This window comes from Soonwooa sp. (genome assembly GCF_030151385.1).
Lineage (GTDB): Bacteria > Bacteroidota > Bacteroidia > Flavobacteriales > Weeksellaceae > Soonwooa.
This window is the reverse complement of sequence record NZ_JASLDS010000069.1, coordinates 1-24,412: the sequence shown is the minus strand read 5'-3', so window position 1 is coordinate 24,412 and position 24,412 is coordinate 1. Positions and strand designations below refer to the sequence as shown.

Below are 24,412 nucleotides of genomic sequence, written 5' to 3'. Positions count from 1 at the left end.
AAATTGTAAAAAAGGATTCAGTTCCATTTAAAATTTAACAAAATGAAAAATCATATTTTACCAGCTTTACGAATGACTTTAGTATTAATCATTGTATTTGCGGTCGCTTATCCAGCATTGATTTGGGGAATTGCACAATTGTCTCCCAATCAAGGAAAAGGCGAGATTGTCACTTATCAAGGTAAAAAATACTACTCGAATATCGGACAGAAATTTGACCAAGACAATTATTTTTGGTCGAGACCATCGGCGGTTGATTACAATGCAGCTGGTTCTGGGGCAAGTAACAAAGGCGCGACCAATCCAGAATACCTAAAAGTGGTTGACGAGCGTATCGAAAACTTTATGAAACACAATCCAAGCATTGCCAAACGAGATATTCCTGTGGATATGATAACGGCGAGTGGCTCGGGCTTGGATCCTCATATCTCGGTGAAAGCGGCAGAAGTACAAGCGAAGCGAATTGCCGATTTACGCAATATACCCGAAACTAAAGTTTTGGATTTGATAAAAACGGAAACCGAAAAACCGTTATTTAGACTTTTTGGTCCTGAAAAAATCAACGTCCTAAAACTAAATATCGCACTCGACCAGTTGCAATAAAACGCTCTTCTGTCATTGGCTACGTCGAATCTTCGATTTCCGACGGAGGAGGAATCTCAAAGATTCTTCGTTCCATTACATTTCACTCAGAATGACAAACATTGATAAATGCAGGTCTAGCAGATAGTATTTTGTTTGTCATTCCGACGTAAGAGGAATCTAAAACATATTTTAAAAATTCCATATTTAAATCCTTTAGTTTTTCGGCAAGTTAAAAATGCTTGTCGGAAAACTTTTACCACCATGAAAATACTTTTCATCAGCATAATGACTTTGATTTTTGCAAGTTCTTATGCGCAATCAGATTCTATAAAACACGAATCTTCACTTAAAATCAGCGGTTACGGCGAAGTTTATTATAGTTACGATTTCGGAAATCCCGATCATCACAATCGTCCAGGTTTTATGTATTCGCATCAGCGTCATAACGAAATCAACCTGAATTTAGGAATGATAAAAGCGGCTTATTCCACGGAGAATGTCCGCGCAAATATTGCTTTGGGCGTAGGCACTTACATGAATGCCAATTATGCTGCCGAACCTAATGTGCTCAAAAATGTCTATGAAGCCAATGTTGGCGTCAAACTTTCCAAGTCCAAAAATCTATGGATAGACGCAGGTATTATGCCATCGCATATCGGTTGGGAAAGTGCGATTGGTGTTGACAACTGGACGGTAACGCGCAGTTTGGCAGCCGAGAATTCACCTTATTTCGAAACTGGCGCAAGATTGTCTTACACTTCTTATGATGGCAAATGGTATTTGGCAGGTTTGGTGCTTAACGGTTGGCAAAGAATCCAAAAAGTGGACGGCAACAATTCGCTTTCATTTGGACATCAGCTGACTTATAAATTTAATGATAAAATAAGTCTAAATAGCAGTTCGTTCATCGGAAATGATAAAGCGGACAGCACCAGGCAAATGCGTTATTTCCATAATCTTTATGCCAATTTTCAGGTGAACAAACAATGGGCGGTTTTGGGTGGTTTTGATATTGGCGCTGAGCAAAAAGCAAAAGGAAGCAATCAATACAATACTTGGTATTCGCCAGTTGTGCTCATTCATTTTGACCCTAATGAAAAGAACCGAATTTCTACTCGTTTGGAATATTACAATGATAAAAACAGGGTGATGATTCCGACAGAAACCAAAAATGGATTTCAAACTTTTGGTTATTCTTTGAACTACGATTACAAAATCCGCGAGAATGTCATGTGGCGCATCGAAGCACGTGGTTTGTCCTCTAAAGATGCCATTTTTGAGAAAGATCATCATAAAGTGCCCAACAATTATTTTGTCACCACTTCGTTGGCGGTAAGTTTTTAATAAAACCACTGATGTTGCCGAATATTACGTAAATTCACTTGTTAAATCACAAGTCCATGAGAAGCCTAAAGGTTATAGAAAGATATATTGGTTTTCTGCTAAGCGCGCCCAAAGAAGAGGAGGAATTAGAAACTTACCGCGAGATTGAGGAGGGTGTTGTGTTTCGTGGTTATAACCTTTGGATTCTGGGTTTTGCCATGATTTTGGCTTGTATCGGATTAATCACCAATTCGATAACCGCAGTGATTGGGGCGATGTTAATGTCGCCATTGATGGGACCTGTAGCAGGATTTGCTTTTGCTGTGGCTATTAACGATAGAGATTTAAAAATTAAAAGTATCAAAAATTGGCTGTTGATGACGGCGGTCAGCTTGTTGGCGGCGACTTTGTTTTTTGTGATTAGCCCTTTTCATAAGACGACAGAGTTATTAGAAGTTTACGATCACGCCTCGATTTTTGATATTATGGTAGCATTTTTTGGCGGAATGGCAGGTTTCATTGGAGTAATGAAGAAGGAAGGAACCAAGATTATCGCTGGCGTTGCGATTGCCACGGCTTGCATGCCGCCTTTATGTACTGCGGCTTATGGTATTGCAAATGGGGAAATTTACCACTTTTTGGGTGGCTTTTATTTTTACCTAATCAACTCGATGTTTATCGGTTGGGCAACTTTTTTACTGGCACGTTATTTCAAATTTAATTCGGTAAGACAAGAGCGTAAAAACAGCTTTTATCAGATCGCTTGGGATATTTTGATCGTTGTCATTATGATCCCAGGAATCTACATCGCCTATCAAAAATGGAATGCCCAAGAAGGCAAACAACAACCGCCAACAGACCAACAACGCATAGAATTACTGGAAAAGAAAGTAAACGATTTGGAGAAGCAACTCCACAAAAATTAAACAGCAATGGAAGAAACGCGCAAATCTGCAGAAGAATTTTTGGATCTCATTAAAAAATCTCGACGTGGAAAATTCAAAATCTACATCGGGATGAGTGCTGGCGTTGGGAAAACCTACCGCATGTTGCAGGAAGTGCACAGCCTTTTGGCAAATGGAATCGACGTGAAAATCGGTTATATAGAAACCCACAATCGTAAAGAAACCCACGCTTTGTTAGAAGGTTTGCCGATGATTCCGCGTCGCAAGTTGTTTTATAAGGGCAAAGAGTTGGAGGAGTTGGACGTTGCTGCGGTTATTAACTTTCATCCGGAAGTGGTCATCGTTGACGAGTTGGCGCATACCAATATCGAAGGCAGCAAAAATGAAAAACGTTGGCAAGATGTGATGGATATTTTGGATGCAGGGATTAATGTGATTAGTGCGGTTAATATTCAGCATATCGAAAGTCTTAATGAGGAAGTTCGCGAGATTACGGGTGTTGAGGTTAAAGAAAGAATTCCGGACAGCGTTTTGGCGCAAGCTGATGAGGTTGTGAATATCGATTTGACGGCGGAAGAATTGATTAGCCGATTAACACAGGGTAAAATCTATGACCAATCGAAAATTCAGTCGGCGTTAAATAACTTTTTTAAATCCGAACATATTTTGCAACTTCGCGAATTGGCACTAAAAGAGGTTGCTTCGCAGGTTCAAAGAAAAGTCGAGACGGAAGTTGTTTTGCCCAAAAATACGAAGAAAGAGAAGTTTTTGGCTTGTATCAGTTCCAACGAAATAACGGCGAAAAATGTGATCCGCAAAACCGCTCGTTTGGCGAATTACTACAACAGCAAATGGTTTGTTTTGTATGTTCAGATTCCCAAGGAAAGCGCGGACAAAATTGCTTTGGACAAGCAACGACATTTGATTAACAACTTCAAACTTGCCACTGAATTGGGCGCCGAAATTATAAAAGTAGAAGCTTCTAATGTGACCAAAAGTATTATCGAACAATGTGACGAGCGTAAAATTACAACCGTCTGCATCGGAAAACCGAGACTAAAACTTTGGCGAATAGTCCTTGCAACCGACACTTTTAATAGTTTGCTAAACCGTTTAGAAAAAGAAAGAATCGACTTGGTGATTCTTAGTTAATGTACTACTGACACGCAATTTGAGATGAAAATAAAAACAAAATTAACCTTTGGCGTAGGTTTCCTTTTTTTGATGATTATTGTGCTTTCCGTGCTCAGCGGTTGGTATATTAATCAGCTGAAACGCGATACCAATAACATTTTGACGGCCAACTACAACACATTGTTGTATTCCCGAAACATGCTTTTGACCTTGGAGGATGTACAATCCGATCCAATGGCGTTTTCTACGTTTCAGAAACACTTGGCAAAACAACAAAAAAACGTGACCGAAATTGGCGAAAAGGAAGCGACAGAGAATGTTGCCAACCATTTTGCATTATTAAAAAACGATCCCGAAAATCAGCAAGTTATTTCTTCGATTCGAAAAGATATTGCGGAATTAATGCGCCTAAATATGGATGCTATTGAGCATAAGAGTAGCATTGCAGATACTACGGCACACAACGCGATTACCGTGATTTCGATTGTGGGGACTTTGTGTTTTCTTTTGGCGTTTATTCTTTTGATAAACTTGCCCGCCAACATTGCAAATCCTATTCAGGAATTGTCGAAAAGTATCAAACAAATTGCCAATCAAAATTATAAAGAACGTGTTCATTTCGAAAGTCATAGCGAGTTTGGTGAGTTGGCAAAGTCGTTTAACATTATGGCGGAGAAGATTCAAGCTTATTCCGAAAGTAAACTCGACCGAATTATCCAAGGGAAACGTCGTATAGAAACGCTTATCGATAATATGCATGATCCCGTTATCGGAATTGACGAGGATAAAAAAATCCTTTTTGTGAACGATGAAGCTTTGAAAATTTCGGGTTTGAAAAAAGAACAAGTTATCGGAAAACAAATTCAGGATGTGGCGGTTAATAACGATTTGATCCGCGAAATGATTAAAGAAATCATCTCGGGAAGAGCGATTAATCCTAATGAACAGCCGATGAAAATCTATGCTGATGGCAAAGAAAGTTATTTCGAAAAAGAAGTCATCGATATCAATATTGTGCCGACTGGCGAAAGCGATTCGCAGTTTATCGGTCAGGTAATTATGCTCAAAAATATTACGCCTTTCAAAGAATTGGATTTGGCAAAAACCAATTTTATGGGAACGGTTTCGCATGAGTTCAAAACGCCAATTTCTTCCATTAAAATGGGTTTACAACTTTTAGAAAATAACCGAATTGGCGAACTTAATCCCGAGCAGAAAAACCTTGTGGATGGCATCAAAGAAGATACCGAACGTCTTTTAAAAATTACTTCCGAATTATTAAATATCGCCCAAGTAGAAAGTGGTGTGATGCAACTAAATATCAAAAAATCGAGTGTTGCCGAAATTGTTGATTATGCCGTAATGGCGAACAAAGCTGCCGCCGACCAAAAGCAAATCGAAATCCAAATAAACCTTTCTGCTGAAGCTGATTTCGTTAATGCTGACAGCGAAAAAACCTCATGGGTGCTCAACAATTTGTTATCTAACGCCATTCGCTATTCGCACGAAAACTCGAAGGTGACTGTTGACGTTTATCCCGAAGATGGAAAAGTATTATTCGTGGTTAAAGACCAAGGACGCGGCATCGAAAAGGAATACCAACAAAAAATCTTCGATCGTTATTTCCGAATTCCAGGAACTCGAAAAGAAGGCACAGGACTTGGCCTCAGCATCAGCAAGCAATTTGTTGAAGCCCAAGGCGGCAAAATCTTTGTGGAAAGCGAAATCGGCGAGGGTAGTAGGTTTGGGTTTGTGATATAGAAAAAGGGAGTTGTAATAACTCCCTTCTCTTTTGTATAAAACAAAAATTAACAATACAATATTCTTTCTAAACTAGAAAAAGCTTTTTCCATTTTGCGATTGAGTTACGACTGATCTTGAAATAATTTGCCATTTCGGAATTGTTCATATTATTCTTTTTCTGATAATTGAGGATTTCGATGATGTCGTTTTTTGAATATGAACGCAATTTTTGGTTGGTATCATCATCAATTTTTCCAAATAGTTTTTGATTTAAAGTGATAACATCGAAGGTTGATAATCTTTGTTTACCATTAAAAATTGAACTAAATTCTGAGATACGTTCAGGGAACTTATGCTGAATAAGATCACTGTATATTTTATTGTAGTTTGGACTATGATTGTTGTTTTGCATTTTCAATTGTGTTTATGTATTAATAAAAGGTGATTTAATTTGTTGTATCATTCTTAAACTTTCCAATCCACTTGTACAAGGTAGTTTTTGGAATATTGTATTCTGTGATAATTTCTTGTTTCGTTTTTTTACCTGTATTTACGAGCTCTAAGATGAAGTCAATGACTTCCTGTGTATAAATGTTTTTTCGGAATTGAGGCAAGCTCGAATTTTCTTTGTCGTGAGTTTGTGTTGATGCTGGAGAATAGAAAATTAAATGTTGAGAATATATTCTAAAGAAATCGTATTCAAGTAATTTGCTCCACTTAAGTAGCATATCCACATCAATACTATTTGCATTTAACATCAAGTCAATGTCTTCGTCGGACAATTGAAAAAAATTGCAAATCCGTTCACGCTGGATGTCTTTTTCAGCAATTCTTTTTTCAATTAAACTTCCAATATGAATTTCTTTAAAGTTCATTTTTTTAATAATGTGTTTTAATTTTCACATCAAATGAATAAAAAAAAAAGCTATAATAAAAGGAATTGTCTTGCATCTAGACGTTTAGTCTAACTTATAAAAATTGCATAAGTAGCTTATTATCAATAGTGTTTATTTGTAAAATAAGAAAAATATGCACAAGTGGGTATTGATGTTAAAAGAAACTCAAATTGATGGTAATTGCTAAAAAATGAACAAATAAAAACTTAAGAATTGTCTTTTTGTCCTTTCTCTTTTTTTACGAAATCAATAAATTGAGATGGAGAAATACCTGTTTTTGATTTGAAAACTGTTGCAAATTGACTGTGCGAATTGTAGCCACACATATCGGAAAGAACTGTAATTTTATAATTCAAAAGCACAGCATTAGATCTAATTTCTGAAGTGATGTAATCTATTCTAAGATTATTGATGTAATTATAAAAATCTTCGCCACGATATTTTTTTAGTAGATAACTAAGATTCCTTGGGGTAATTTTTAGCAAAACTGCTAGCTGTGGCGCAGTTGTATTTTTAGATGTGAAAAAATGTTTTTCTTCTAATGTTTCAAGATTTTTAACAATTTGTGCTTCATTATCTAGTTCTTTATTTAGTACTAAATCGCAAGAAGATTCTTGTTTTACGCTTTGTTTAGATTTTTCTTGACTGAATTGCTCAATAATTTGTCTTTTGTTATCGAGACGTTCTAGAATTCTTTGGTATGCTTCTTTTCTCTTTTTGTTTAAACGAGTGTAGTATAGTAAAATTGATATTAAAGTTAACAAACTGATGATGCTTATAATGCTCCAAATGAGTGTCTTATTTTGCTGCTTTTCAATTTTTTTTTTCAGTTTTAAACTTTCATATTTGGTGAGATCCTTTGTTACAGTTGTCGCATCTTTGTTAATCTCATCAATTTCTTTCGAAAAAGCAAGTTGGTCAGTCGCAGGATCAATATCGGCATTTAATCTTTCTGTTAAAATTAACTTTGTTGCAGCTACGCTTTTATTTTTTCTTGAAATGTTGTAAGCATTCGAAAAACTAGCTTTGGCCGCATCATAATCTTTTTGTTCGATACTAATCAATGCATTCGCTAGCTGATAGATTTCGAAGAGTGAAGCATTTTCAGGAACTGGAAATTGACTTGCAATTTGTTTTGCTTTTTCAAGACTAGCAAGTGCATTGCTTATATTTCCGCATTTAACCTGTGCAAACCCTAACTGTGCATAAACGGCAAAAATATAGTTGGGATCTAATTTTTGTACATCTTCTGGAACGAGCTTAAGATATTTTTTTCGGTATTCAGCAGCTTTGCAATAATCCTCGTCTATGTCTGCCATTTTAGAGAGATTATAACAATTTTCAGCCTCTTTGTATTTATTATTAGACTTTTGATAAAGTTCTTGTTCTTTGGCCCAAGCCTCATTAGACTGCTCAATTAGCCCAGCTCTTCGATAAGCAAAAGTTAAACTAGTTAGATTATAGACTCTAATATTCGCAGAATCCAGCGCTTTAAGGCCAGCATCCGATTCTTCTAAATAATAAATCGCATCCAAATATTTACCTTGTTGGAATTTGAGCCCTCCCATCATCATATTTGCCCAAGCAATTTCAATTTTTGTTTGTGCGTTTGCTAGCAAATTTTTATTGTTTTCTTCCTGATGATCACCAGTGGTATTAACTAGCTTTTGATAATGCGAAAATTGCTTGCTTTTTTCAGGGTCGATTTTCTGACCTTTATGAATTTGAGAAATAAAGGTTAATAATACTAATAAGAAAATTTTGTTAAAACGTAGCGTTAATAAATTCAAATCTTCAATGTTGTGTTCTACAAAAATATAAAAAAATATGACTGTAAAGTAAATTTAAAAATTATTTTACATGCTATTTTGGATACATTAGAATGAGAATCAATAACTAGTTCATTATGCTATATCATTGTGTTCGTTAAAATACTTCTTTTCAAATCTAAGCTCTAACTCAGTTCTAAATAATTCTAGAAAAGGGAATGTCGATTATTGATCTTTATTCGTTTAGTATTTTAGATGCATTTACTAAAAATATCTTTTTATTTTAGATTTTCGGAATTATTTCTTTTTGTAATTTTTACATCAAAATAAGAGGCAGCTTGACATTAGTTTGTATGATGTCATATTTTCGCGAAATCCTTTCTATATTTGGTTATTTGTTAATCTTGAAAATATTAAAAAAGATCATAATGAAATTTGGAATTCGAAAAATTGAAAGTTCAAAAATGACAAAATATTGCCAATGTTTTTTCAAATTGTTTTAATTAAGGAAAATCAATGTAAAATTGAAAAGTTCACTGGTATCACAAAAAAACATGTAGAATATTGGCAAAAGGTGCGAAATGACAATATATTAGTTGTATTATATGTTGCTCTACATTTTGTCAACACAATGTTAGAGCACATATTTATTTTTTATTTTTAATAATAATTTTTGAAATTTTAGAGGCTCTGTATTGAAAATTGTATGTCCAGATTTTCTAAACCAAAACAATTTTTTATTTTTTGATTTTAACTCTTTATAATATTTGTTTGCCAAAGTATGATAACTTTGATTATCACTACTTCCTATAAAAAAGTAAATTGGACAATTAATAGTAGGATAGGAGGAAGGTACATTTGTTTTCGCATTTTCTTTCCAAATTGGGAACCATTCATCCATCCAATTGTAGTAAGAATTTCTGAAATCTTCTGTGTTTACTCCTTGAACGCCATTATGGATAAAAAGCCATTTTTGCGCGTAAAAAAAATCATTCTTTGTTTGGATAGGAAGCTTAACTTCATTTAATTCTCTAATTGCTTGTTCATTATTGGTTTTGTTTGCCCAAGATTTTAAATCGCGCATAAAAAGTTTGGTGCTTTCATTTGCGTCAATAACTGGACTTACTGCAATGTAGGCTGCGATTAACTCTGGATGTTTGGAAGCAAGTTCAAACCCCATAACAGAGCCCCAAGAATGTGACAGTAAAAATATTTTCTTCTTATTGTATTTTTTCTCTAAATATTGAAGAACTTCTAAAGCATCAGATTGTAGTAATACAATAGAATTTTCAGTTTTATTTAATTTTAGCGTTTCACCTGTGTTTCTTTGATCCCAATTCACAACAAGAAAATCATTCATTAATTTATTTGTAAAATCTGGCGCAAATGGCAATAATGATTTACCAGGTCCTCCATGTAAAATTAGAAGAATTGGATTTTTTTCATCATTACCTTTTATGTTTATATATTGTTTTGAGTTGCCAATTATTACGGACTCTGAGATATTTATTTTAGGTAAATTACTTTCCAAATCTTGTGCATAGACGCAATTAGTAAATATTATTAAAATAAAAGTAAGTATTGTTTTTTTCATAGAATAACTTTGTTATCAATGTTGCGTAATGGAAAAAGTATTGGCACAATATAAGTTTTTGAAGAACTAAAAGTTCAAGAACGACAAAACTCACCCAATACTTTTTCAGATGGTCGAAATTAAGAAAAAATACTTTATGAAAAGTAGCTGTGGCGCAATATTACTCACCTAACTTAACATTTCACCTCCTTAACTACTTCTCAATGAAAGGCAAAAACAAATACATTTGTCGTTGATATTAATATAGAAATAATCATGTTAATTTTCTACTTTGTAGTTTAAATATTTAGTTCACTGCACATTAGCTATTTACCTTTTTATTCATCATATTTTTTACGATAGTGATAACGGTTTTCCTTGGTAACAACCTTGGAAGTATTGATTGCATTCTGTTTCCAAAACCAATGATTTTATTGTTTTTCTTCTTAATTAATGCATCGAGGCTTTGTTTTGCCACCATTTCTGGTGTTTCAAAGCTCATTCCCGAAGTATCGGCGTTGGCTTCTTTTTGAAAACCAGTTTCTGTATTTCCTGGGCAAATCGCGGTTACAGTAATTCCTTTGTCCAAATATTCACCATAAAGCGATTCCGAAAAATTGAGAACAAAAGCTTTACTTGCACAATAAACAGCAATATAAGGACAGGGTTGTAAAGCTCCTGTAGAAGCGATGTTGATAATACCGCCATTTTTATTTTTCAACATATTAGGGATAAAAAGTTGACACAATTTCACCAAAGATGATATGTTTAATTGAATCATTTCTTCGTACGTTTTTATACTTTGATCCAAAAAATTACTCCATTTTCCTATACCTGCATTATTTATTAATAAATCAATGTTTATATGAAGTTCAGAAAGTTGATCATAGATTGCTTGACTTGCATTCGGATCGGATAAATCAGCCACCAAATATGTGACCTCAATCTGGTATTTTGATTTTAAATCGTTTTTAATCTCTTCTAATTTATTTTGCGAGCGAGCTGTTAATACAAGGTTTACACCTTTTTTTGCAAGTTCATAAGCAAAAGCTTTACCAATGCCAGATGATGCGCCAGTAACTAAAGCAGTTTTGTACAGGAATTTTGTCATTATTTATAGTATTAAATTTCATACAAATAGACAAAAATGGATTCCGAACCTACTTAACAAATGTTAGAAATTTAGTTGCTTTCTTATTCGACTTAAACTTTCGGGTTTAATACCAATATAGGATGCAATATATTGTAAGGGAACATTTTTTATGATTTCAGGTTGCGTTTTAATCAGTTTTAGATAGCGTTCTTCGGCAGTTAGTAAAATCATATCCCTTGTTCGTTCTTCGTTAAAAACCAAAGCTTGCTCGTAAATCTTTTCACCAAAATAATTCCATTTTTCCACCTTTTCACTTAGTTCATCCAATTGCTCTTTCGTGATTCTGTAAAGAACGCAATCTGTAATGCTTTGAACATTGTCATAAGCTTTGGTTTGCATAATAAAACTTTGATAAGAGCTTATAAATCTTGAAGGGCAATTAATTTGAGTTGAACGTTCTTCGCCATCTTTTACATAAAATACTCTTACAAATCCTTTGTCAATAAAATAAAGATACTTTGTGAGTTTATTTTCTTCCTCCAATAATGTATTCTTCTTAACCTCAATAATTTCAAAAGAACTTTTTATTGTTTCAATATCTATTTCACTCAATGAAATATACGATGAGATGTGTGCAATTAAATTGTGATATGATAAGGTCATAAGTATAACTTGATATAAAAAAATAGTCACAAATGGCTTCCGAAGAATAGACTATTACAACCGGAAATGCATTGGCGAAGCATGGTTTTAATTTGAAGGAATTTTCTGCTTAAGACCAAACGTTGCCGATATTTTTTCCATGAAACGAACCTACAAAAATTTTGAGGAATGGAAAAGTAGTGGTGTCAGAATTTTCTAAAATCTTTAGATTATGACAAAACCTTACATTTTTCCAACAAAGTGCTTACTATAATACGATTATCACTTTTTTTCTTTCATGTTTTTTAGCTTTTGTATAACATTTATAAGTTCATTATCTCTGTCTAGATTTATTTCAATTAGTTTATTAATGCAAAAATTTTCATTTAAAACTTTTTTTTCGGAATCAAAAGGGTAGTCATCAAGCCAAATAAAATCTGTTTTAAAATCAATTCCTTCAGTTTTTAAGGTTGTCCAGTTTGTTGGTTTTATTTTTTTTAGAAGTTCAACTATTTCATTATCAAAATATTCATTAAGATAATTTAATGTAGTATCTGTTTCTCCTTTGCAGTGGGTAGTAAGCCAGAAACAATTAAAATTACAAGTTATATATTCTAACAACTCTTTAGAATTATTACTTGGTTTAGTATTTTTTGAAGTTAGAATAACTCCATCAATATCAAGATACAAATTAGTAGAATGCATTTATTTTAATTTGAAGATAAATCGATATAATTCAAGCTAACGAAAAAAGTATTAGGGAAGTGTTAACTTTCCAAGAACTAAAAGTTCAAGAACATCCAAAGGAAGCCGATTATTTTCCATGAAACGAACCTACAAAAATTTTGAGGAATAGAAAAATAGGGGTGACAGATTTTTCTCAAATCTTTAGATTATGACAGAACCTTGCATTTCATCAATACAATGTATCTGCAGTAGCAATTGTTATTTATACTTTTTGCCAGAAATATATTGATCAAAATCGATTTCTAATCCCAATGAATGGAGTTTACTAATATGCTCCAAATTTAGATGTGTACCTCCAATCATATTATTTCCGTTATGCAATTCTGTCCAAACTTGAATAATACAAAATGCTTTCTTATTCATTTTCATTATTTCTGATTTGTGACTATATAACTTCCTTAATAGTTTTGACAGCTTATTTTCAAAAGTATCAGGTTCGGAATTTAGTTCAAAAATAAATGAACTGAACTTATATTTTATTTTTCCATGTCTCAAATCACCTTTATTCCATCCATTTGACGGTTTTAAAGATGTCAATTCCTTTAACTCTTTAAAGCTTAGTTTATCGGTTGTTGCCCTAAAATAAATCGAAATATACGATTCTGTACTAATTCCTTCAATTTTGTTAGTTTTTCGACTGATAAAAAATACAAAATAGAAATTCTCGTTTTCAACAGGAAGATAAACAATGATTTCCTTTCTATTTTTACGAATTTTAGCAATTTTTAGTTTCTTTTTTTCGAAAATTGGGCTGTGAATTTCCAAAAGCTGCTCAGTAATTGCCCATTCTTTTTTTCTAAGCTCAAATTCTATTAAATCTCTAATTTGTGTAGTGTTCATATGCAATTGTAGATAACGGAAAAAGTATTGGCAAAGTGAGTTTTAATAGAAGTAAAAGTTCAAGAATTAACAAACGTAGCCAATGTTTTTTTCCAAGAAACTAACTTACAAAAATTTAGTAGAATGGAAATAAATAGACGGCTGCATTTTTTCAAATCTTTCGATTATTATAAGACCTCGTATTTTACAAGTACGATGCTAGCTGCAATGTTTTTTAGTTTGTTGGATATTTTAAAGCTTTATCAATTTCAATAGGATTATTGTTTTCACGAATAAATTTTTGTCTTGATTCTGTCAATTCTTTAAATTGGCTAATATCTTTTACATCAACACCATTAATACTAATTGTCGTATTTGGACTTTTTTTGAATTGTTCGCGAGTTTCGTGATATGGATCATTATACTCGTTCATCAACATTTTATCAATATTTTGCTGGGTTGTTTTTATTGGTTTTTGACCATAAAAACTTTCAATGAAAGGAGTTTTATATGTAGAAGTCAGTTTAAAACTTTTAACTAGGGTAAAATCAAAATTGTTTTTGTCATCATATATTTGGAAAATCAATCCAGGTAAACCTCTGAATTTATATGGACCTTCCGAAACATTTATTTCCTTCGAAAACCAAGCAATCCATTTTCTTCCTCCAAAAGTTGCTGTTGCTTTTTGCAAAGTATAATTCTCAAAATTTTTGGTTTCTTTTTCAAGATTCCAATTAATTTTGTCCTCAGTATCATAAACAAATACATCGTCGATTAAGGTATAATTACTATTTGTATTTGAGTTTTTCACTCTAACAACAACAGGAGTAGAAGTATCCCAAAGTTGGCTATTTTGCCCTTTGGTAATATTGGTTGAGTCAATTGTAACGTAATGATAATTATAAAATTTGACATTATCAGGATTAACATCCAAAGTCATATTTTCTTTTTTAAATTCAGTTTGCTTTGGATTTACTTTATACTTAAATTCATAAATGAAGCGATGCGTTTGAGCGGAAGCGAATCCAAAACTAAGGACAAAAATTAGAATAAATACTTTCATAAATATGTTTTTAAATGGTGTTTTGGGAACTACTACAGCTAACGGAAAAAGTATTGGCGAAGTGCGGGCTTAATTTGAACGAATGTTCAAGTTCAGACCAAACGAAGCCGATGCTTTTTCAGATTGTCAAAATTATAAAAAAAAACAATATGAAAAGCAGCGGCAGCTAAATTTCTCAAATCGTTCTATTATACATTTAACCCCGCATTTTGCCAATACAATGTTAACTGCAGTATTATTTTGAATTTAATACTTCTTCAATTCTTGAGTAAATTTCTAAAAGTTTTTCATAATTTGAATTACTCTTATGAAACATAAACGAAGTATAAAGCCTGTGAGTTTCGGTTGAAGTTACATTGATATTCAATATATTATCAATCTTAATAACATTTTTTCTGAATTCTGACTTCTTATACCATCTTTCAAAAACATCATATCGTAATTTTGCTTTTTCATCCTCATCAGAACAAACATAAACCAAGGAATTCTCAATTTTTATGAAAAAACGTTCTATAATATTTTCTATTGTTTTAGATACTTTTGAGTCATAAGGTTCAACTTCATCACTTGCTTTTTCGCTATAATTTGGAAAATGTTAGGGATTTCTTCTCCTGAAATAGCTGAAAATGTCTCATCCACAATGAATGCCACACGATAAAGAATACTATTTTTAGTTGTAAAATTGTAAGTGTTCGTTATGTCATCAAAAACATAATTATAATGGTTTTGCAAACTTAATTCCTTTTTTTGTTAATGATTGAATTGAAGTTTTTCCCTTGATATATGAACGGACATACTCTTTATCCGCAACCATTTTGGCTACAGATTTTAAAATAATATCTTTTTTTAATTCTTTCGTTTTCATAATGACACAAAGATACAAATATTATTTCTAAAATTTCTTATTATGTTTATCCGTGGAGTTCCGAAAATATTGCAAATAACGGAAAAAGTATTGGCGAAGTGCGGGCTTAATTTGAACGAATGTTCAAGTTCAGACCAAGCGGAGCCGATGCTTTTTCAGATTGTCTAAATTAAAGAAAAAAACAATATGAAAAGCAGCGGCGGATAAATTTCGCAACTTTTTCTATTATACATTTAACCCCGCGTTTTGCCAATACAATGTTAACTGCAGTGCGTACTATGGCTTTATTTTAACAATCTTATCCTCTCGAATAATTACTATTTCGCTATTCTTTTCCTTCTTGAACTCAAGCATTTTTTCATACGCTTTTTCAAGTCCTTTTAAGATTTTCGTTTTTCTAATATTTTTAGCTTCTTTTGTCATAATAACTTTTTAAATCATTAAACTTCTCTAAGTTATGAATTACAATTTCTTCTCCAAAATTTTTCTCTGCAATTAAAATTGGTTTTCCCTCAGAATTATCAAATATCAAAACTTGGTCGACAATTTGTAAATAAATATCAAACAAATTTTTAATTCCGTTAATGTATCTTCTTTCAATTACATCAGTTGGAATATTGTGACCGCCTTCTTTTACTCGAGTTTTAACACGTTCTTTTGCTAAATCAGAATTTCTAAGCCAAAAGAAAAGTAGAGTAGTATTGTAATCATTTTCTTTAGCAAACTTAACTTTCTGTTTATATGTTTTTGTTGCTAAAGTTGTTTCAAACGCAAAATTCTCTTGATTCTTGAACAATTCATCAATTCGATTCAACATTATTCTACCTGCTTCAAATGCTACTTTTTCTGGTTGGAAAGGAGATAGACCCTTTGCGATTTCATCTGCATTTACAAATTCTTTACAATCTAAAATCTCAGGTAAAATCGTAAAAGAAGCTGTTGTTTTTCCAGCTCCGTTGCAACCTGCGATTATGTATAGATTCTTTTCATTCATAACTACAAATTTACATTAAATTTTGGATGAATTGAATACTTTATTTCAGCTGGAAGTTTGTCAAATCGTATTACAGTTAACGGAAAAAGTATTGGCGAAGTGCGGGCTTAATTTGAACGAATGTTCAAGTTCAGACCAAACGTAGCCAATATTTTTTCAATGAAACTAAGTTAATAAAAAATGTGGAATTGAAAAATATTGGCGGCTAAATATGTGAAATTTTTCAATTATACATTTGACCCCACATTTTGCCAATACAATGTTAGCAGAAGGCAGAATTAGGAGATAATTAAATTACAAATTAACTTGATCATTAACTCTTTTTCGGACGGATCACTTTGCGCAACTAATAATGCTAAAGCTGTTAGTGCATTGTCATTAATTTTGTTTTCTCCCGATTTTTTTAATAAATGTTTATTCTTTTCTAAGAACCAAATAAAAAGGAAAGCTCCAATTCTTTTGTTGCCATCCGAAAATGGATGATTTTTAATAACAAAATAGAGTAGGTGTGAAGCTTGTTCTTCAATTGTTGGATAAAGATAAATTCCATCAAATGTTTGAATTACAGTCTTAAGAATCCCTTCAAAAGAATTATCTTTTTGATTACCGAATAATTTAGTTGCTTCTTTTTGTGAAATTAGCTTTTCTTTCAAATCTTCGATAACAGAGCAAGCCTCCTCGTAATTGATTTCGTAGCTTATATTTTCATCAAGCTCATTCAACTCTAATCTATTACTATCAAATTGATTTAGTAAAATAAAACTTTTGGTATAATTTGATAGAATATTTAGTAATCCTTTTGATTTACTAATTTGATTTGTTTGATCCTCAGTTTTTGCAATTATTTGTATTAGTTGGTTTAATTCATTCAGTCTTTTTTGATTTATTGAATAACCTTGAATCAAATATTCTTTTAATCGATTGGTTGCCCAAATTCTAAATTGTGTTCCTTGTTTTGAATTGACTCTATAGCCAACAGAAATAATCGCATCTAAATTATAGAACTCAATTTCTCGTTTTATCTCTCTTTTACCTTCTTTTTGAACTGTTGCATTTTTTGCAACAGTTGAACTGAAATCAAGTTCTTTTTCCTTGTAAATGTTTTTAAAGTGTCTAGAAATAACCGATTTATCACGACCAAAAAGTTCAGCAATTTGATTTAAAGAAAGCCAAACAGTTTCATTTTCAAATCTCACTTCAATTTGAGATTCTCCACTTGAAGATTTATATAATTCAATTGTATTCACCTTTCAAATATAATGAAAATTGTAATGTGGATTGTGCTGAACTGCTTTTTCAGATTGTCTAAATTAAAGAAAAAACAATATGAAAAGCAGCGGAGGATAAATTTCTCAAATCTTTCAATTATGACAAATCCCCGCATTTTACCAATACAATGTTAGCTGTTCGTGCATTTTTTACATTTTGAAGTAGATGTTTAATATATTTTACTAGACCTACATCTTCTAATAGTTGATAATTATTAGAAGATGCTATGAAATCAGATAGTTTTACCTCAAAAATAGTTGCTTTTTCATTAGTTATCCAACTATTACCTGTTCTTGGCGGGATTGTTTTTATTACTGCAGTATAAATATTTTTTTGCGAATTAATATTTATAAATAATCTTTTGAGTGTTTCTTCTTTGTGTACTTTAATTTCAAAATAACTTTCAAAGTCTGAAATGAAGAATTCAATACCAATAAATTGAAATATGTTTTCAAAGTGAAATTCAGAATTTGAACTGCCCCATGTTTCAAGAGTTTTTTTCTCTTTACTCCAACTAAGATCAAATTTTGGTTGAAAGAAGTTGATAAATGAGAGTGTGGTAGATTTATCGTCAGTAAAGTCTATTGTTTTCATTAATCTATCTATTTCTAGATTAATGAACCAGTCCCATAATTTAGATTTATCAGCTATTTGTAAAAAGTCAATAATTTCAATGTCCTCAAAACTGTTCCATAAGTAACTGAGAACATCTGCCTTGTATACTTCTGAACTGTCTATGGTACTTAATTTTTTTGCTATGAAATATTTCTCAAATTTAGATGAACTTAACTTATACCATTGGTTGTAGGGAATGATTATAGGACTTAGTATTTCAATTTCCAAATCAAATCCAAATGTTTCTTTAATGATAACTTTTAGCTTTGATTTGGTGATACTATAATGATTTGATTGTTCCAAATGCTTGTATAGCTCGTAAATGAAGTTTGTTAAAATAACTTTTGAAATATCTTTTTGGGTCGTAAGATAAGAAATATATAGTTCTATGAATTCAAAAGTGGACAATCCCTTAATTTCAATTTTATTTGAAATAATAAATTCACAAATATTTTCAAATAAAATTCTATTATCAGAAAATGATGCTAGGATATTATTTTCGGCTTTTAAAGCAGAAATTAAATCGGTATATTTTTTCTCTTTTAAATATGAAATAGAATCATAGTTATCCTCCTTAGTTGGTAGATATTCATTAATAATTGTTTGATATGGCTTTTGTTTAAATTTTTTGTTATTTTTTATGGGTCTAATAGCTTTTTTTGATTTTCTTTTTTCTTTATACAGGAAAGGAAATTTCATATCAAACGTGTTTTCAAGGCTTTTTAGATACTTTGTAGTCAATCTAAACTTATATTTTTTTGAGAGTTCTTCGATTGTGAAGCTAGTAAAAGTATCCAGTTCTACATCTTGATTTTCCGATAAATAGTAGTCTATATCGTCTTCTATTAATTCTTTTATGTGCTTTCTTATTTTTAAAATATTAGATGTATAGAAGTAATCAAACTCAATTGGAAATATTTCTTTGAAATCATAGAAATAATCATACTCTGTTGCAAAATTTATGCTTTCGTAGAAAATAGTCAGAATTTCATTTTTATCAAAATTAAGATAAGGGAAAAATAGTTTAATAATAGATGGGAAATATATCATTGAGCGATGTGCTACAATTTTCCCACTTTTTATTTTGAAGTTTTCAAAATCTTTTAAAATCTGACTTAATACAAATTCTTTGATATCTTTATTCTCAAGCTCATCAATATTAAAAAGACTAGAAATGGTAAGAAGCTTTAAATATTTTGTTTCTTCTTTTGTATGAAATTTGGATAGTTGGTCTGAAAACTCTCTTTCTTCATAATTGGAGAATTGTAAAATTTCAAAATCGGTAAGGATTTTATTCTTTAGTTCTTTTTTAAGAATTTCGTTAAGCACAATTTTCTCTCCATAAAGTACTATATCTGATTCATAGTCACTTATTTTTTCTTTTTCAGTACTAAATATAAAAGTCAATTGGTTGAAAAACATGGCGTTTTTGATAATTGGTTTTATCCATAAATAGCCGTCTTTTCTTAAATATTCTAGCAAATAATCCTTGATACCAGGACTTTGAAATTTAATGTAAAATGTATTATAAAATTCATCCTTTTCAATAAAAATATAGAATTCTTCAAGCTTTTTCAACTCTATTTCAAACTCAAGAGGGGTAATTTGTATATTTAAATTGCTTCATGCGTCTTTTTGAATAGCATCAAAAGAAAGTTGTAAATCTTCTGTATCCATTGGATCACTTGAAACTAAAAGCACCAACAAAATAAGTTGAGCCGTAGGAGATAATTTTTTAAATGCTTGCGTCCAATATTCTATAGGGTTATCTAAATATTTGTATAGTTTATCGTAAAAATCATATGAACTTTGGTAAGCTTCAATTTTATATCTTTTAATGAAGATTTCAAGAATTCGAGGTGAATAGTTTTTATGATTGAGAATATGTTCAAATACGTCACTGTACGACAAACTTTGAAAATATGACAAATCAAAATCATAAAATATTAGATGGTTTAGAAAGATTTTTACTTTATCTTCTCTCGAGTAATCTTTTAATTGAATTAAATATTTGTTATTTCTAACTATATTTTCTGTTTCAAATTCTGCATTTTTCAGTATATCTTTTAGTATATACTCTCTGGAAATCAAGATTAAATAGCTATTTTCAAATGTTTTAAAATTGTTAATTAATGACAGAAATTCTCTTTCGTAGGTACTGTTCTCTTTAATTTTTGGGCTAAAATTTTGTCCCCAAAAGTCATCAACAATAATAAGTCTGTTATTTTCCAAGACTCCAGACGTTTCAGCGTAGTCGTTTTCATCAAGATAGAATACTTTACATTCTTTTCTATTAATGAAATAATTGGCTATCATTTTTGCCGTCGTAGTCTTTCCTACACCAGGATTTCCGGAAAGAATGATAACTTTATCTTCTTCAAGTCTTTGTATGAGATGTTGTAGTTGTTCTGTGTTGTGGTATAATTTGTGTTTGTCGATTAAATCTTGAAGGAATGTTCTTGAGTTATTGTAAAATTTTCTGTTTATAACTTTTTCAAGTGCTATTTCTACAGCCTTCAAGTTTGGTACTAAGAGTTTTGAATATATCTTGAAAAGGAAATCATATGTAGGTTGTCCAAGATATTTGTTTAATTTTTGTCCATCAATAATGTCTTCTTCACAAAGTACATATCCGTTAAATAATTCTAAAATTTCTTTTGACAATGAGACAGACAGATTAATATTGATACAAAGAATATATCTAGCTGGTTTCAATCTTTTGCATTTTAGCAATTCTTTTTTTAAGTTAGTAATTAATCCTCTTTCATTTTGAGGAGAGTATAATTTACATTGTCCAATTATTTTTTCTTGTGTATTGGTTGATTTAATATCAATTCCTCCGTCCCTTCCTCTTCGGTATGTTGTGAACTTTATTGGATTTTCACGTATTTCAAGAACATGCGTACAAAAAGTTTCAAATTCCGTTGGAAATAGTAAATTGTGAAAATCGAAATTATTCATTTATGTGTGTGTATAGTTGTTTTGCATAACAGCCAACGGAAAAAGTATTGGCGAAGTGCGGGCTTAATTTGAACGAATGTTCAAGTTCAGACCAAACGAAGCCGATGCTTTTTCAGATTGTCTAAATTAAAGAAAAAAACAATATGAAAAGCAGTGGCGGATAAATTTCTCAAATCTTTCTATTATACATTTAACCCCGCATTTTGCCAATACAATGTTAGCAGAAGTGTTTTTTTAGCTACAGATTTAGTTTCATTTTTGGTAAAAATCTATCTTTTATAGAAGATTCAAGTCTATCGTAAGTTTCGAATCCGAATTTCTTGTAAAATTCTTCTGCATTTGGTTCGGAATCCAAAATTATTACTTTGCAATCTGATTTTTTGACTCTTTCTATAAAATCATTCATCAAAATTTTCCCAAATCCTTTTCCTATGTACTTTTGATAAAGAAATAAATTATCCAGCTTACTATCTGTTCTTGAAATTTTTAAAATAGAGTAGTATCCTATAATTTCGTCGTCATCTATTAATTTATACACTTCATTTTCGTCAATGTAATCCTTTGAAATTGTTAAGTCTTTCTTCCATAATTCAATTTGTTCTTTCGAATATCCCCAAAATGCTTTTCCATCTAAAGTAATATTTGTAAGAGTTGAATGGTCGTTTGTTGTTGCCTTTTCAATTTTCATAATTTGAATCTATAGATTTGTTCTGTCTCCGTGAGATTTTGGTTCAGAAATTACTAAAAACTCTAATTCCGAATTTGTATTATTCGAAATTCGATGTTTCTCATTTGGTTTAATATGAATTCCATTACTTTCTGTAACTTGAATTAATTCATTATTAATTTCAAAAGTTGCTGTTCCTTTTAGAATATAAAAAACTGTTGAGCATGTGAATGAAAGTGCAAATTTTCATGTGTATTTGGCGGCATATTTTCCTGAATAATACTCAAAGAATCTGTCTTTAATAAATGCCATCCATCACAATTATTTCCCCAAACATAATGTTCAGAATTTTGTTTTGATGTAACTTTCATATGGTTTTATATCCTTGTGTGAGTGATTGTTATAACATTTCTGCTAACGGAAAAAATATTGGCGAAGTGCGGGCTTAATTTGAACGAAAGTTCAAGTTCAGACCAAGCGAAGCCGATGCTTTTTCAGATAAGCTAAGTTAATGAAAAAGATTATATAAAAAGCAGCGGCGGATAAATTTCTCAACTTTTTCTACTTTACATTTAACCCCGCATTTTGCCAATACAATGTTGTACGCAGTATTATTTTTTTCTATAAACAGAGGTTTTCTTATCTCCATTTTTTTCAATTAATCCTGATTCAACCGCATTTTTCAAATCTCGACTTGCAGTTGCTGTTGAAATTTCTTTGAAAAAATCTAAATAATCCTTTCTACTAAATTCGTTGTCGATTTGCTCTAAAAATAATTGAATTCTATTTTCATCAGACAGTTTTTTTACCGAATTTTCAAGTAATTCGGATAATGATTGGTCTATAATTTTCAACATATATTCAATGAACTTTGTTGATTTCCCCTCTTTATCAGATTTAGAAAGTGCTTCGTAATATTCAATTTGATTTTTCGAAATTAATGTTTCAAATGGTAGAAACTCAAATACAGGATATTGTTCCATTAAAATTAAGGTTTGCCATAATCTTCCCATTCTGCCATTTCCGTCAATAAATGGATGAATAAATTCCATTTCATAGTGAAAAACACAACTTTTAATCAAATTGAGTTCGGTTCTATCTTTAAGATATTCAAAAAGATCTTTCATTAAAAAAGGAACATTTTGATAGGGTGGAGCAATATGCTCAACTTTAGAACCTTTTACAATTCCGACCCCTTGATTTCGATAATTACCTGCTCTAAGAATTAAATTTTTCAAAAGCAATTTATGAGCTTTAAGAAAATCTTTTTCGTTATTGTATTTGAAATTTTTTAGATTTTTATAAACTTCTAAAGCATTTAAAACCTCGATAATATCTTTTTCTGGACCAACGACTCTTTTATTTTCTAAAATCGCTGTTATTTGTTCTTCAGTCAATGTATTTCCCTCTATACTTAAAGAAGAATGAATTGTTTTTATTTGATTTTGTTTTCTTAAAGTAGGATTGGTCTTGATTAAATATTTGGCATTTACTTCTCCTATTTTCTCTGAAATAGAAGTAATGTATTTTAAAATTTGTGATGTTATTTCGTAAGGAGGTTTCATATTATGATACTATCATTTGATACTATCACAAAGATAATTCTTTCTTTTGAAAACCTAATTGTCTTTTCTGAAAATATTGCGTACAACGGAAAAAGTATTGGCGAAGTGCGGGCTTAATTTGAACGGATGTTCAAGTTCAGACCAAACGGAGCCGATGCTTTTTCAGATTGTCCAAATTAAAGAAAAAAACAATATGAAAAGCAGCGGCGGATAAATATTTCAAATCTTTCTATTATACATTTAACCCCGCATTTTGCCAATACAATGTTACCTGCAGTGCTTTTTAGTGATATTCTTTAATTTTTCGAATAATTATTGAGTCATTTTTGTCAGAATTTTTATTTTCAATAATGTCTAAAATTTTTCTATATAAAATTCTATGATTTACTTTTGGAGCATTCATTGGATTTATTTCGTCGACTTTGCCATTTGAATATCGAATAATAATATTTATAAACATTCCATCATTTGGCGGTTTAATATCATTCATATTTAAATCATCAGAAGTGAATGATCTAATAATTTCTTTAATTTCATTTATTTCCGTTGTATTTAGTTTTGCTTCAAAAGCATTTAATTTTGGTCTCTCTGCAAGATAATTTTCAAATTCCAATTTTTCTTCTTTCGAAAATTCTCTTCCATTTTCTGGTGGATTTGGAGGAGGAGGATTATAAGAAGTTGGACTATAAAAAATTAAATATTTTTCATTAAAATTCAAAATTGTTTCCGCAGATTGGTTAAAAGTAGGATAGTATCCAATTTTAATTAGAGTTGGATTTTCAATTTTATTTTCGCTGTCTTTTTTGTTACAAGAGAATACTAATAAAAGACAAAATGTTATTTGGATAACAGTTTTCATAGCATTGCAGATAACGGAAAAAGTATTGGCGAAGTGCGGGATTATGTTGAACGAATGTTCAATTTCAGACCAAACGGAGCCGATGCTTTTTCAGATTGTCTAAATTAAGAAAAAAAACAATATGAAAAGCAGCGGCGGATAAATTTTTCAAATCGTTCTATTATACATTTAACCTCGCATTTTGGGATCAGTCCTAAAACCAGGGGAGGGTTTTGAAAAAAGCATAAATTTGTGATATGCTAAATGAGACAGAATTACTTAAATTATTACTGCCCGAATACCTAATCAATCACTTTGAGATAGTAAAGTTCGAAGAAAAAGATAA

Annotated in this window: 26 protein-coding genes; 5 read left to right on the top strand and 21 right to left on the bottom strand. The window is 31.2% G+C overall.

What is annotated here, in order from left to right:
* Window positions 1–42: 42 nt before the first annotated feature.
* The 5 genes from Q1V95_RS13010 to Q1V95_RS12990 all read left to right on the top strand — a co-directional run bounded on the left by Q1V95_RS13010 (window position 43) and on the right by Q1V95_RS12990 (window position 5,708).
* The gene (locus Q1V95_RS13010; RefSeq protein WP_300674747.1) at window positions 43–603 is read left to right on the top strand and encodes a K(+)-transporting ATPase subunit C; all 561 of its coding nucleotides are present in this window, start codon (window positions 43–45) and stop codon (window positions 601–603) included.
* Between the two features lie 243 nt (window positions 604–846).
* Window positions 847–1,929, top strand: coding sequence for a porin (locus Q1V95_RS13005; RefSeq protein ID WP_300674744.1), 1,083 nt, complete (start codon window positions 847–849; stop codon window positions 1,927–1,929).
* A 56-nt stretch (window positions 1,930–1,985) separates the two neighbouring features.
* Window positions 1,986–2,834, top strand: a complete 849-nt coding sequence (locus tag Q1V95_RS13000; protein WP_300674741.1) for a DUF389 domain-containing protein — start codon at window positions 1,986–1,988, stop codon at window positions 2,832–2,834.
* Window positions 2,835–2,840: 6 nt separating this feature from the next.
* Complete coding sequence (locus Q1V95_RS12995; RefSeq protein ID WP_300674738.1) at window positions 2,841–3,965, top strand: sensor protein KdpD; 1,125 nt, start codon at window positions 2,841–2,843, stop codon at window positions 3,963–3,965.
* A gap of 24 nt (window positions 3,966–3,989) precedes the next feature.
* A complete protein-coding gene (locus Q1V95_RS12990; RefSeq protein ID WP_300674735.1) occupies window positions 3,990–5,708 on the top strand; it encodes an ATP-binding protein in 1,719 nt (572 codons plus the stop codon).
* A gap of 67 nt (window positions 5,709–5,775) precedes the next feature.
* Here Q1V95_RS12990 and Q1V95_RS12985 read toward each other — a convergent pair whose 3' ends face one another.
* The 21 genes from Q1V95_RS12985 to Q1V95_RS12890 form a co-directional block, all read right to left on the bottom strand.
* Window positions 5,776–6,102 (bottom strand): helix-turn-helix domain-containing protein, encoded by a 327-nt coding sequence (locus Q1V95_RS12985; protein ID WP_300674732.1) that lies wholly within the window; start codon window positions 6,100–6,102, stop codon window positions 5,776–5,778.
* 34 nt (window positions 6,103–6,136) lie between these two features.
* Window positions 6,137–6,565: a transposase gene (locus tag Q1V95_RS12980; RefSeq protein ID WP_300674729.1), complete on the bottom strand. Its 429-nt coding sequence runs from the start codon at window positions 6,563–6,565 to the stop codon at window positions 6,137–6,139.
* Between the two features lie 227 nt (window positions 6,566–6,792).
* Window positions 6,793–8,376 (bottom strand): helix-turn-helix transcriptional regulator, encoded by a 1,584-nt coding sequence (locus tag Q1V95_RS12975; RefSeq protein ID WP_300674726.1) that lies wholly within the window; start codon window positions 8,374–8,376, stop codon window positions 6,793–6,795.
* A 613-nt stretch (window positions 8,377–8,989) separates the two neighbouring features.
* Window positions 8,990–9,949: an alpha/beta hydrolase gene (locus tag Q1V95_RS12970; RefSeq protein WP_300674723.1), complete on the bottom strand. Its 960-nt coding sequence runs from the start codon at window positions 9,947–9,949 to the stop codon at window positions 8,990–8,992.
* A 301-nt stretch (window positions 9,950–10,250) separates the two neighbouring features.
* A complete protein-coding gene (locus Q1V95_RS12965; RefSeq protein ID WP_300674719.1) occupies window positions 10,251–11,039 on the bottom strand; it encodes an SDR family oxidoreductase in 789 nt (262 codons plus the stop codon).
* Between the two features lie 63 nt (window positions 11,040–11,102).
* Entirely contained in the window at window positions 11,103–11,684 is a 582-nt protein-coding gene (locus Q1V95_RS12960) for a Crp/Fnr family transcriptional regulator (protein ID WP_300674717.1), read from the bottom strand.
* Window positions 11,685–11,945: 261 nt separating this feature from the next.
* Complete coding sequence (locus Q1V95_RS12955) at window positions 11,946–12,368, bottom strand: hypothetical protein (protein WP_300674714.1); 423 nt, start codon at window positions 12,366–12,368, stop codon at window positions 11,946–11,948.
* A 240-nt stretch (window positions 12,369–12,608) separates the two neighbouring features.
* Window positions 12,609–13,250 (bottom strand): DUF4279 domain-containing protein, encoded by a 642-nt coding sequence (locus Q1V95_RS12950; RefSeq protein ID WP_300674712.1) that lies wholly within the window; start codon window positions 13,248–13,250, stop codon window positions 12,609–12,611.
* Window positions 13,251–13,464: 214 nt separating this feature from the next.
* Window positions 13,465–14,292 (bottom strand): GLPGLI family protein, encoded by an 828-nt coding sequence (locus Q1V95_RS12945; RefSeq protein WP_300674709.1) that lies wholly within the window; start codon window positions 14,290–14,292, stop codon window positions 13,465–13,467.
* Between the two features lie 235 nt (window positions 14,293–14,527).
* Complete coding sequence (locus Q1V95_RS16315; protein WP_366143289.1) at window positions 14,528–14,785, bottom strand: DUF6169 family protein; 258 nt, start codon at window positions 14,783–14,785, stop codon at window positions 14,528–14,530.
* 29 nt (window positions 14,786–14,814) lie between these two features.
* Window positions 14,815–15,024 (bottom strand): hypothetical protein, encoded by a 210-nt coding sequence (locus tag Q1V95_RS12940; protein WP_300674707.1) that lies wholly within the window; start codon window positions 15,022–15,024, stop codon window positions 14,815–14,817.
* Complete coding sequence (locus Q1V95_RS12935; RefSeq protein WP_300674704.1) at window positions 15,008–15,157, bottom strand: hypothetical protein; 150 nt, start codon at window positions 15,155–15,157, stop codon at window positions 15,008–15,010. The genes Q1V95_RS12940 and Q1V95_RS12935 overlap by 17 nt, the downstream gene beginning before the upstream one ends.
* A gap of 276 nt (window positions 15,158–15,433) precedes the next feature.
* Entirely contained in the window at window positions 15,434–15,580 is a 147-nt protein-coding gene (locus Q1V95_RS12930) for a hypothetical protein (RefSeq protein WP_300674701.1), read from the bottom strand.
* Window positions 15,564–16,151: a zeta toxin family protein gene (locus tag Q1V95_RS12925; protein ID WP_300674699.1), complete on the bottom strand. Its 588-nt coding sequence runs from the start codon at window positions 16,149–16,151 to the stop codon at window positions 15,564–15,566. The genes Q1V95_RS12930 and Q1V95_RS12925 overlap by 17 nt, the downstream gene beginning before the upstream one ends.
* 278 nt (window positions 16,152–16,429) lie before the next feature.
* Complete coding sequence (locus Q1V95_RS12920; protein WP_300674697.1) at window positions 16,430–17,398, bottom strand: virulence protein RhuM/Fic/DOC family protein; 969 nt, start codon at window positions 17,396–17,398, stop codon at window positions 16,430–16,432.
* A gap of 118 nt (window positions 17,399–17,516) precedes the next feature.
* Window positions 17,517–19,613, bottom strand: coding sequence for a hypothetical protein (locus tag Q1V95_RS12915; protein WP_300674694.1), 2,097 nt, complete (start codon window positions 19,611–19,613; stop codon window positions 17,517–17,519).
* A gap of 45 nt (window positions 19,614–19,658) precedes the next feature.
* Window positions 19,659–20,996 carry an AAA family ATPase gene (locus tag Q1V95_RS12910; RefSeq protein WP_300674691.1) on the bottom strand — a complete coding sequence of 446 codons (1,338 nt, stop codon included), beginning with the start codon at window positions 20,994–20,996 and terminating at the stop codon, window positions 19,659–19,661.
* A 238-nt stretch (window positions 20,997–21,234) separates the two neighbouring features.
* Window positions 21,235–21,684: a GNAT family N-acetyltransferase gene (locus Q1V95_RS12905; protein ID WP_300674689.1), complete on the bottom strand. Its 450-nt coding sequence runs from the start codon at window positions 21,682–21,684 to the stop codon at window positions 21,235–21,237.
* A 9-nt stretch (window positions 21,685–21,693) separates the two neighbouring features.
* Window positions 21,694–21,828, bottom strand: a complete 135-nt coding sequence (locus tag Q1V95_RS12900; protein ID WP_300674771.1) for a hypothetical protein — start codon at window positions 21,826–21,828, stop codon at window positions 21,694–21,696.
* Window positions 21,829–22,274: 446 nt separating this feature from the next.
* Window positions 22,275–23,228 (bottom strand): Fic family protein, encoded by a 954-nt coding sequence (locus Q1V95_RS12895; RefSeq protein ID WP_300674686.1) that lies wholly within the window; start codon window positions 23,226–23,228, stop codon window positions 22,275–22,277.
* Window positions 23,229–23,511: 283 nt separating this feature from the next.
* Window positions 23,512–24,087 carry a hypothetical protein gene (locus Q1V95_RS12890; protein ID WP_300674683.1) on the bottom strand — a complete coding sequence of 192 codons (576 nt, stop codon included), beginning with the start codon at window positions 24,085–24,087 and terminating at the stop codon, window positions 23,512–23,514.
* Between the last annotated feature and the right edge of the window lie 325 nt (window positions 24,088–24,412).

What these genes read in the sequence shown, in the direction of transcription:
- Q1V95_RS13010 (WP_300674747.1), top strand. Translation starts at nt 43, where the DNA reads ATGAAAAATCATATTTTACCAGCTTTACGAATGACTTTAGTATTAATC.
- Q1V95_RS13005 (WP_300674744.1), top strand. Translation starts at nt 847, where the DNA reads ATGAAAATACTTTTCATCAGCATAATGACTTTGATTTTTGCAAGTTCT.
- Q1V95_RS13000 (WP_300674741.1), top strand. Translation starts at nt 1,986, where the DNA reads ATGAGAAGCCTAAAGGTTATAGAAAGATATATTGGTTTTCTGCTAAGC.
- Q1V95_RS12995 (WP_300674738.1), top strand. Translation starts at nt 2,841, where the DNA reads ATGGAAGAAACGCGCAAATCTGCAGAAGAATTTTTGGATCTCATTAAA.
- Q1V95_RS12990 (WP_300674735.1), top strand. Translation starts at nt 3,990, where the DNA reads ATGAAAATAAAAACAAAATTAACCTTTGGCGTAGGTTTCCTTTTTTTG.
- Q1V95_RS12985 (WP_300674732.1), bottom strand. Translation starts at nt 6,102, where the DNA reads ATGCAAAACAACAATCATAGTCCAAACTACAATAAAATATACAGTGAT.
- Q1V95_RS12980 (WP_300674729.1), bottom strand. Translation starts at nt 6,565, where the DNA reads ATGAACTTTAAAGAAATTCATATTGGAAGTTTAATTGAAAAAAGAATT.
- Q1V95_RS12970 (WP_300674723.1), bottom strand. Translation starts at nt 9,949, where the DNA reads ATGAAAAAAACAATACTTACTTTTATTTTAATAATATTTACTAATTGC.
- Q1V95_RS12965 (WP_300674719.1), bottom strand. Translation starts at nt 11,039, where the DNA reads ATGACAAAATTCCTGTACAAAACTGCTTTAGTTACTGGCGCATCATCT.
- Q1V95_RS12960 (WP_300674717.1), bottom strand. Translation starts at nt 11,684, where the DNA reads ATGACCTTATCATATCACAATTTAATTGCACACATCTCATCGTATATT.
- Q1V95_RS12955 (WP_300674714.1), bottom strand. Translation starts at nt 12,368, where the DNA reads ATGCATTCTACTAATTTGTATCTTGATATTGATGGAGTTATTCTAACT.
- Q1V95_RS12950 (WP_300674712.1), bottom strand. Translation starts at nt 13,250, where the DNA reads ATGAACACTACACAAATTAGAGATTTAATAGAATTTGAGCTTAGAAAA.
- Q1V95_RS12945 (WP_300674709.1), bottom strand. Translation starts at nt 14,292, where the DNA reads ATGAAAGTATTTATTCTAATTTTTGTCCTTAGTTTTGGATTCGCTTCC.
- Q1V95_RS12935 (WP_300674704.1), bottom strand. Translation starts at nt 15,157, where the DNA reads ATGAAAACGAAAGAATTAAAAAAAGATATTATTTTAAAATCTGTAGCC.
- Q1V95_RS12930 (WP_300674701.1), bottom strand. Translation starts at nt 15,580, where the DNA reads ATGACAAAAGAAGCTAAAAATATTAGAAAAACGAAAATCTTAAAAGGA.
- Q1V95_RS12925 (WP_300674699.1), bottom strand. Translation starts at nt 16,151, where the DNA reads ATGAATGAAAAGAATCTATACATAATCGCAGGTTGCAACGGAGCTGGA.
- Q1V95_RS12910 (WP_300674691.1), bottom strand. Translation starts at nt 20,996, where the DNA reads ATGAATAATTTCGATTTTCACAATTTACTATTTCCAACGGAATTTGAA.
- Q1V95_RS12905 (WP_300674689.1), bottom strand. Translation starts at nt 21,684, where the DNA reads ATGAAAATTGAAAAGGCAACAACAAACGACCATTCAACTCTTACAAAT.
- Q1V95_RS12895 (WP_300674686.1), bottom strand. Translation starts at nt 23,228, where the DNA reads ATGAAACCTCCTTACGAAATAACATCACAAATTTTAAAATACATTACT.
- Q1V95_RS12890 (WP_300674683.1), bottom strand. Translation starts at nt 24,087, where the DNA reads ATGAAAACTGTTATCCAAATAACATTTTGTCTTTTATTAGTATTCTCT.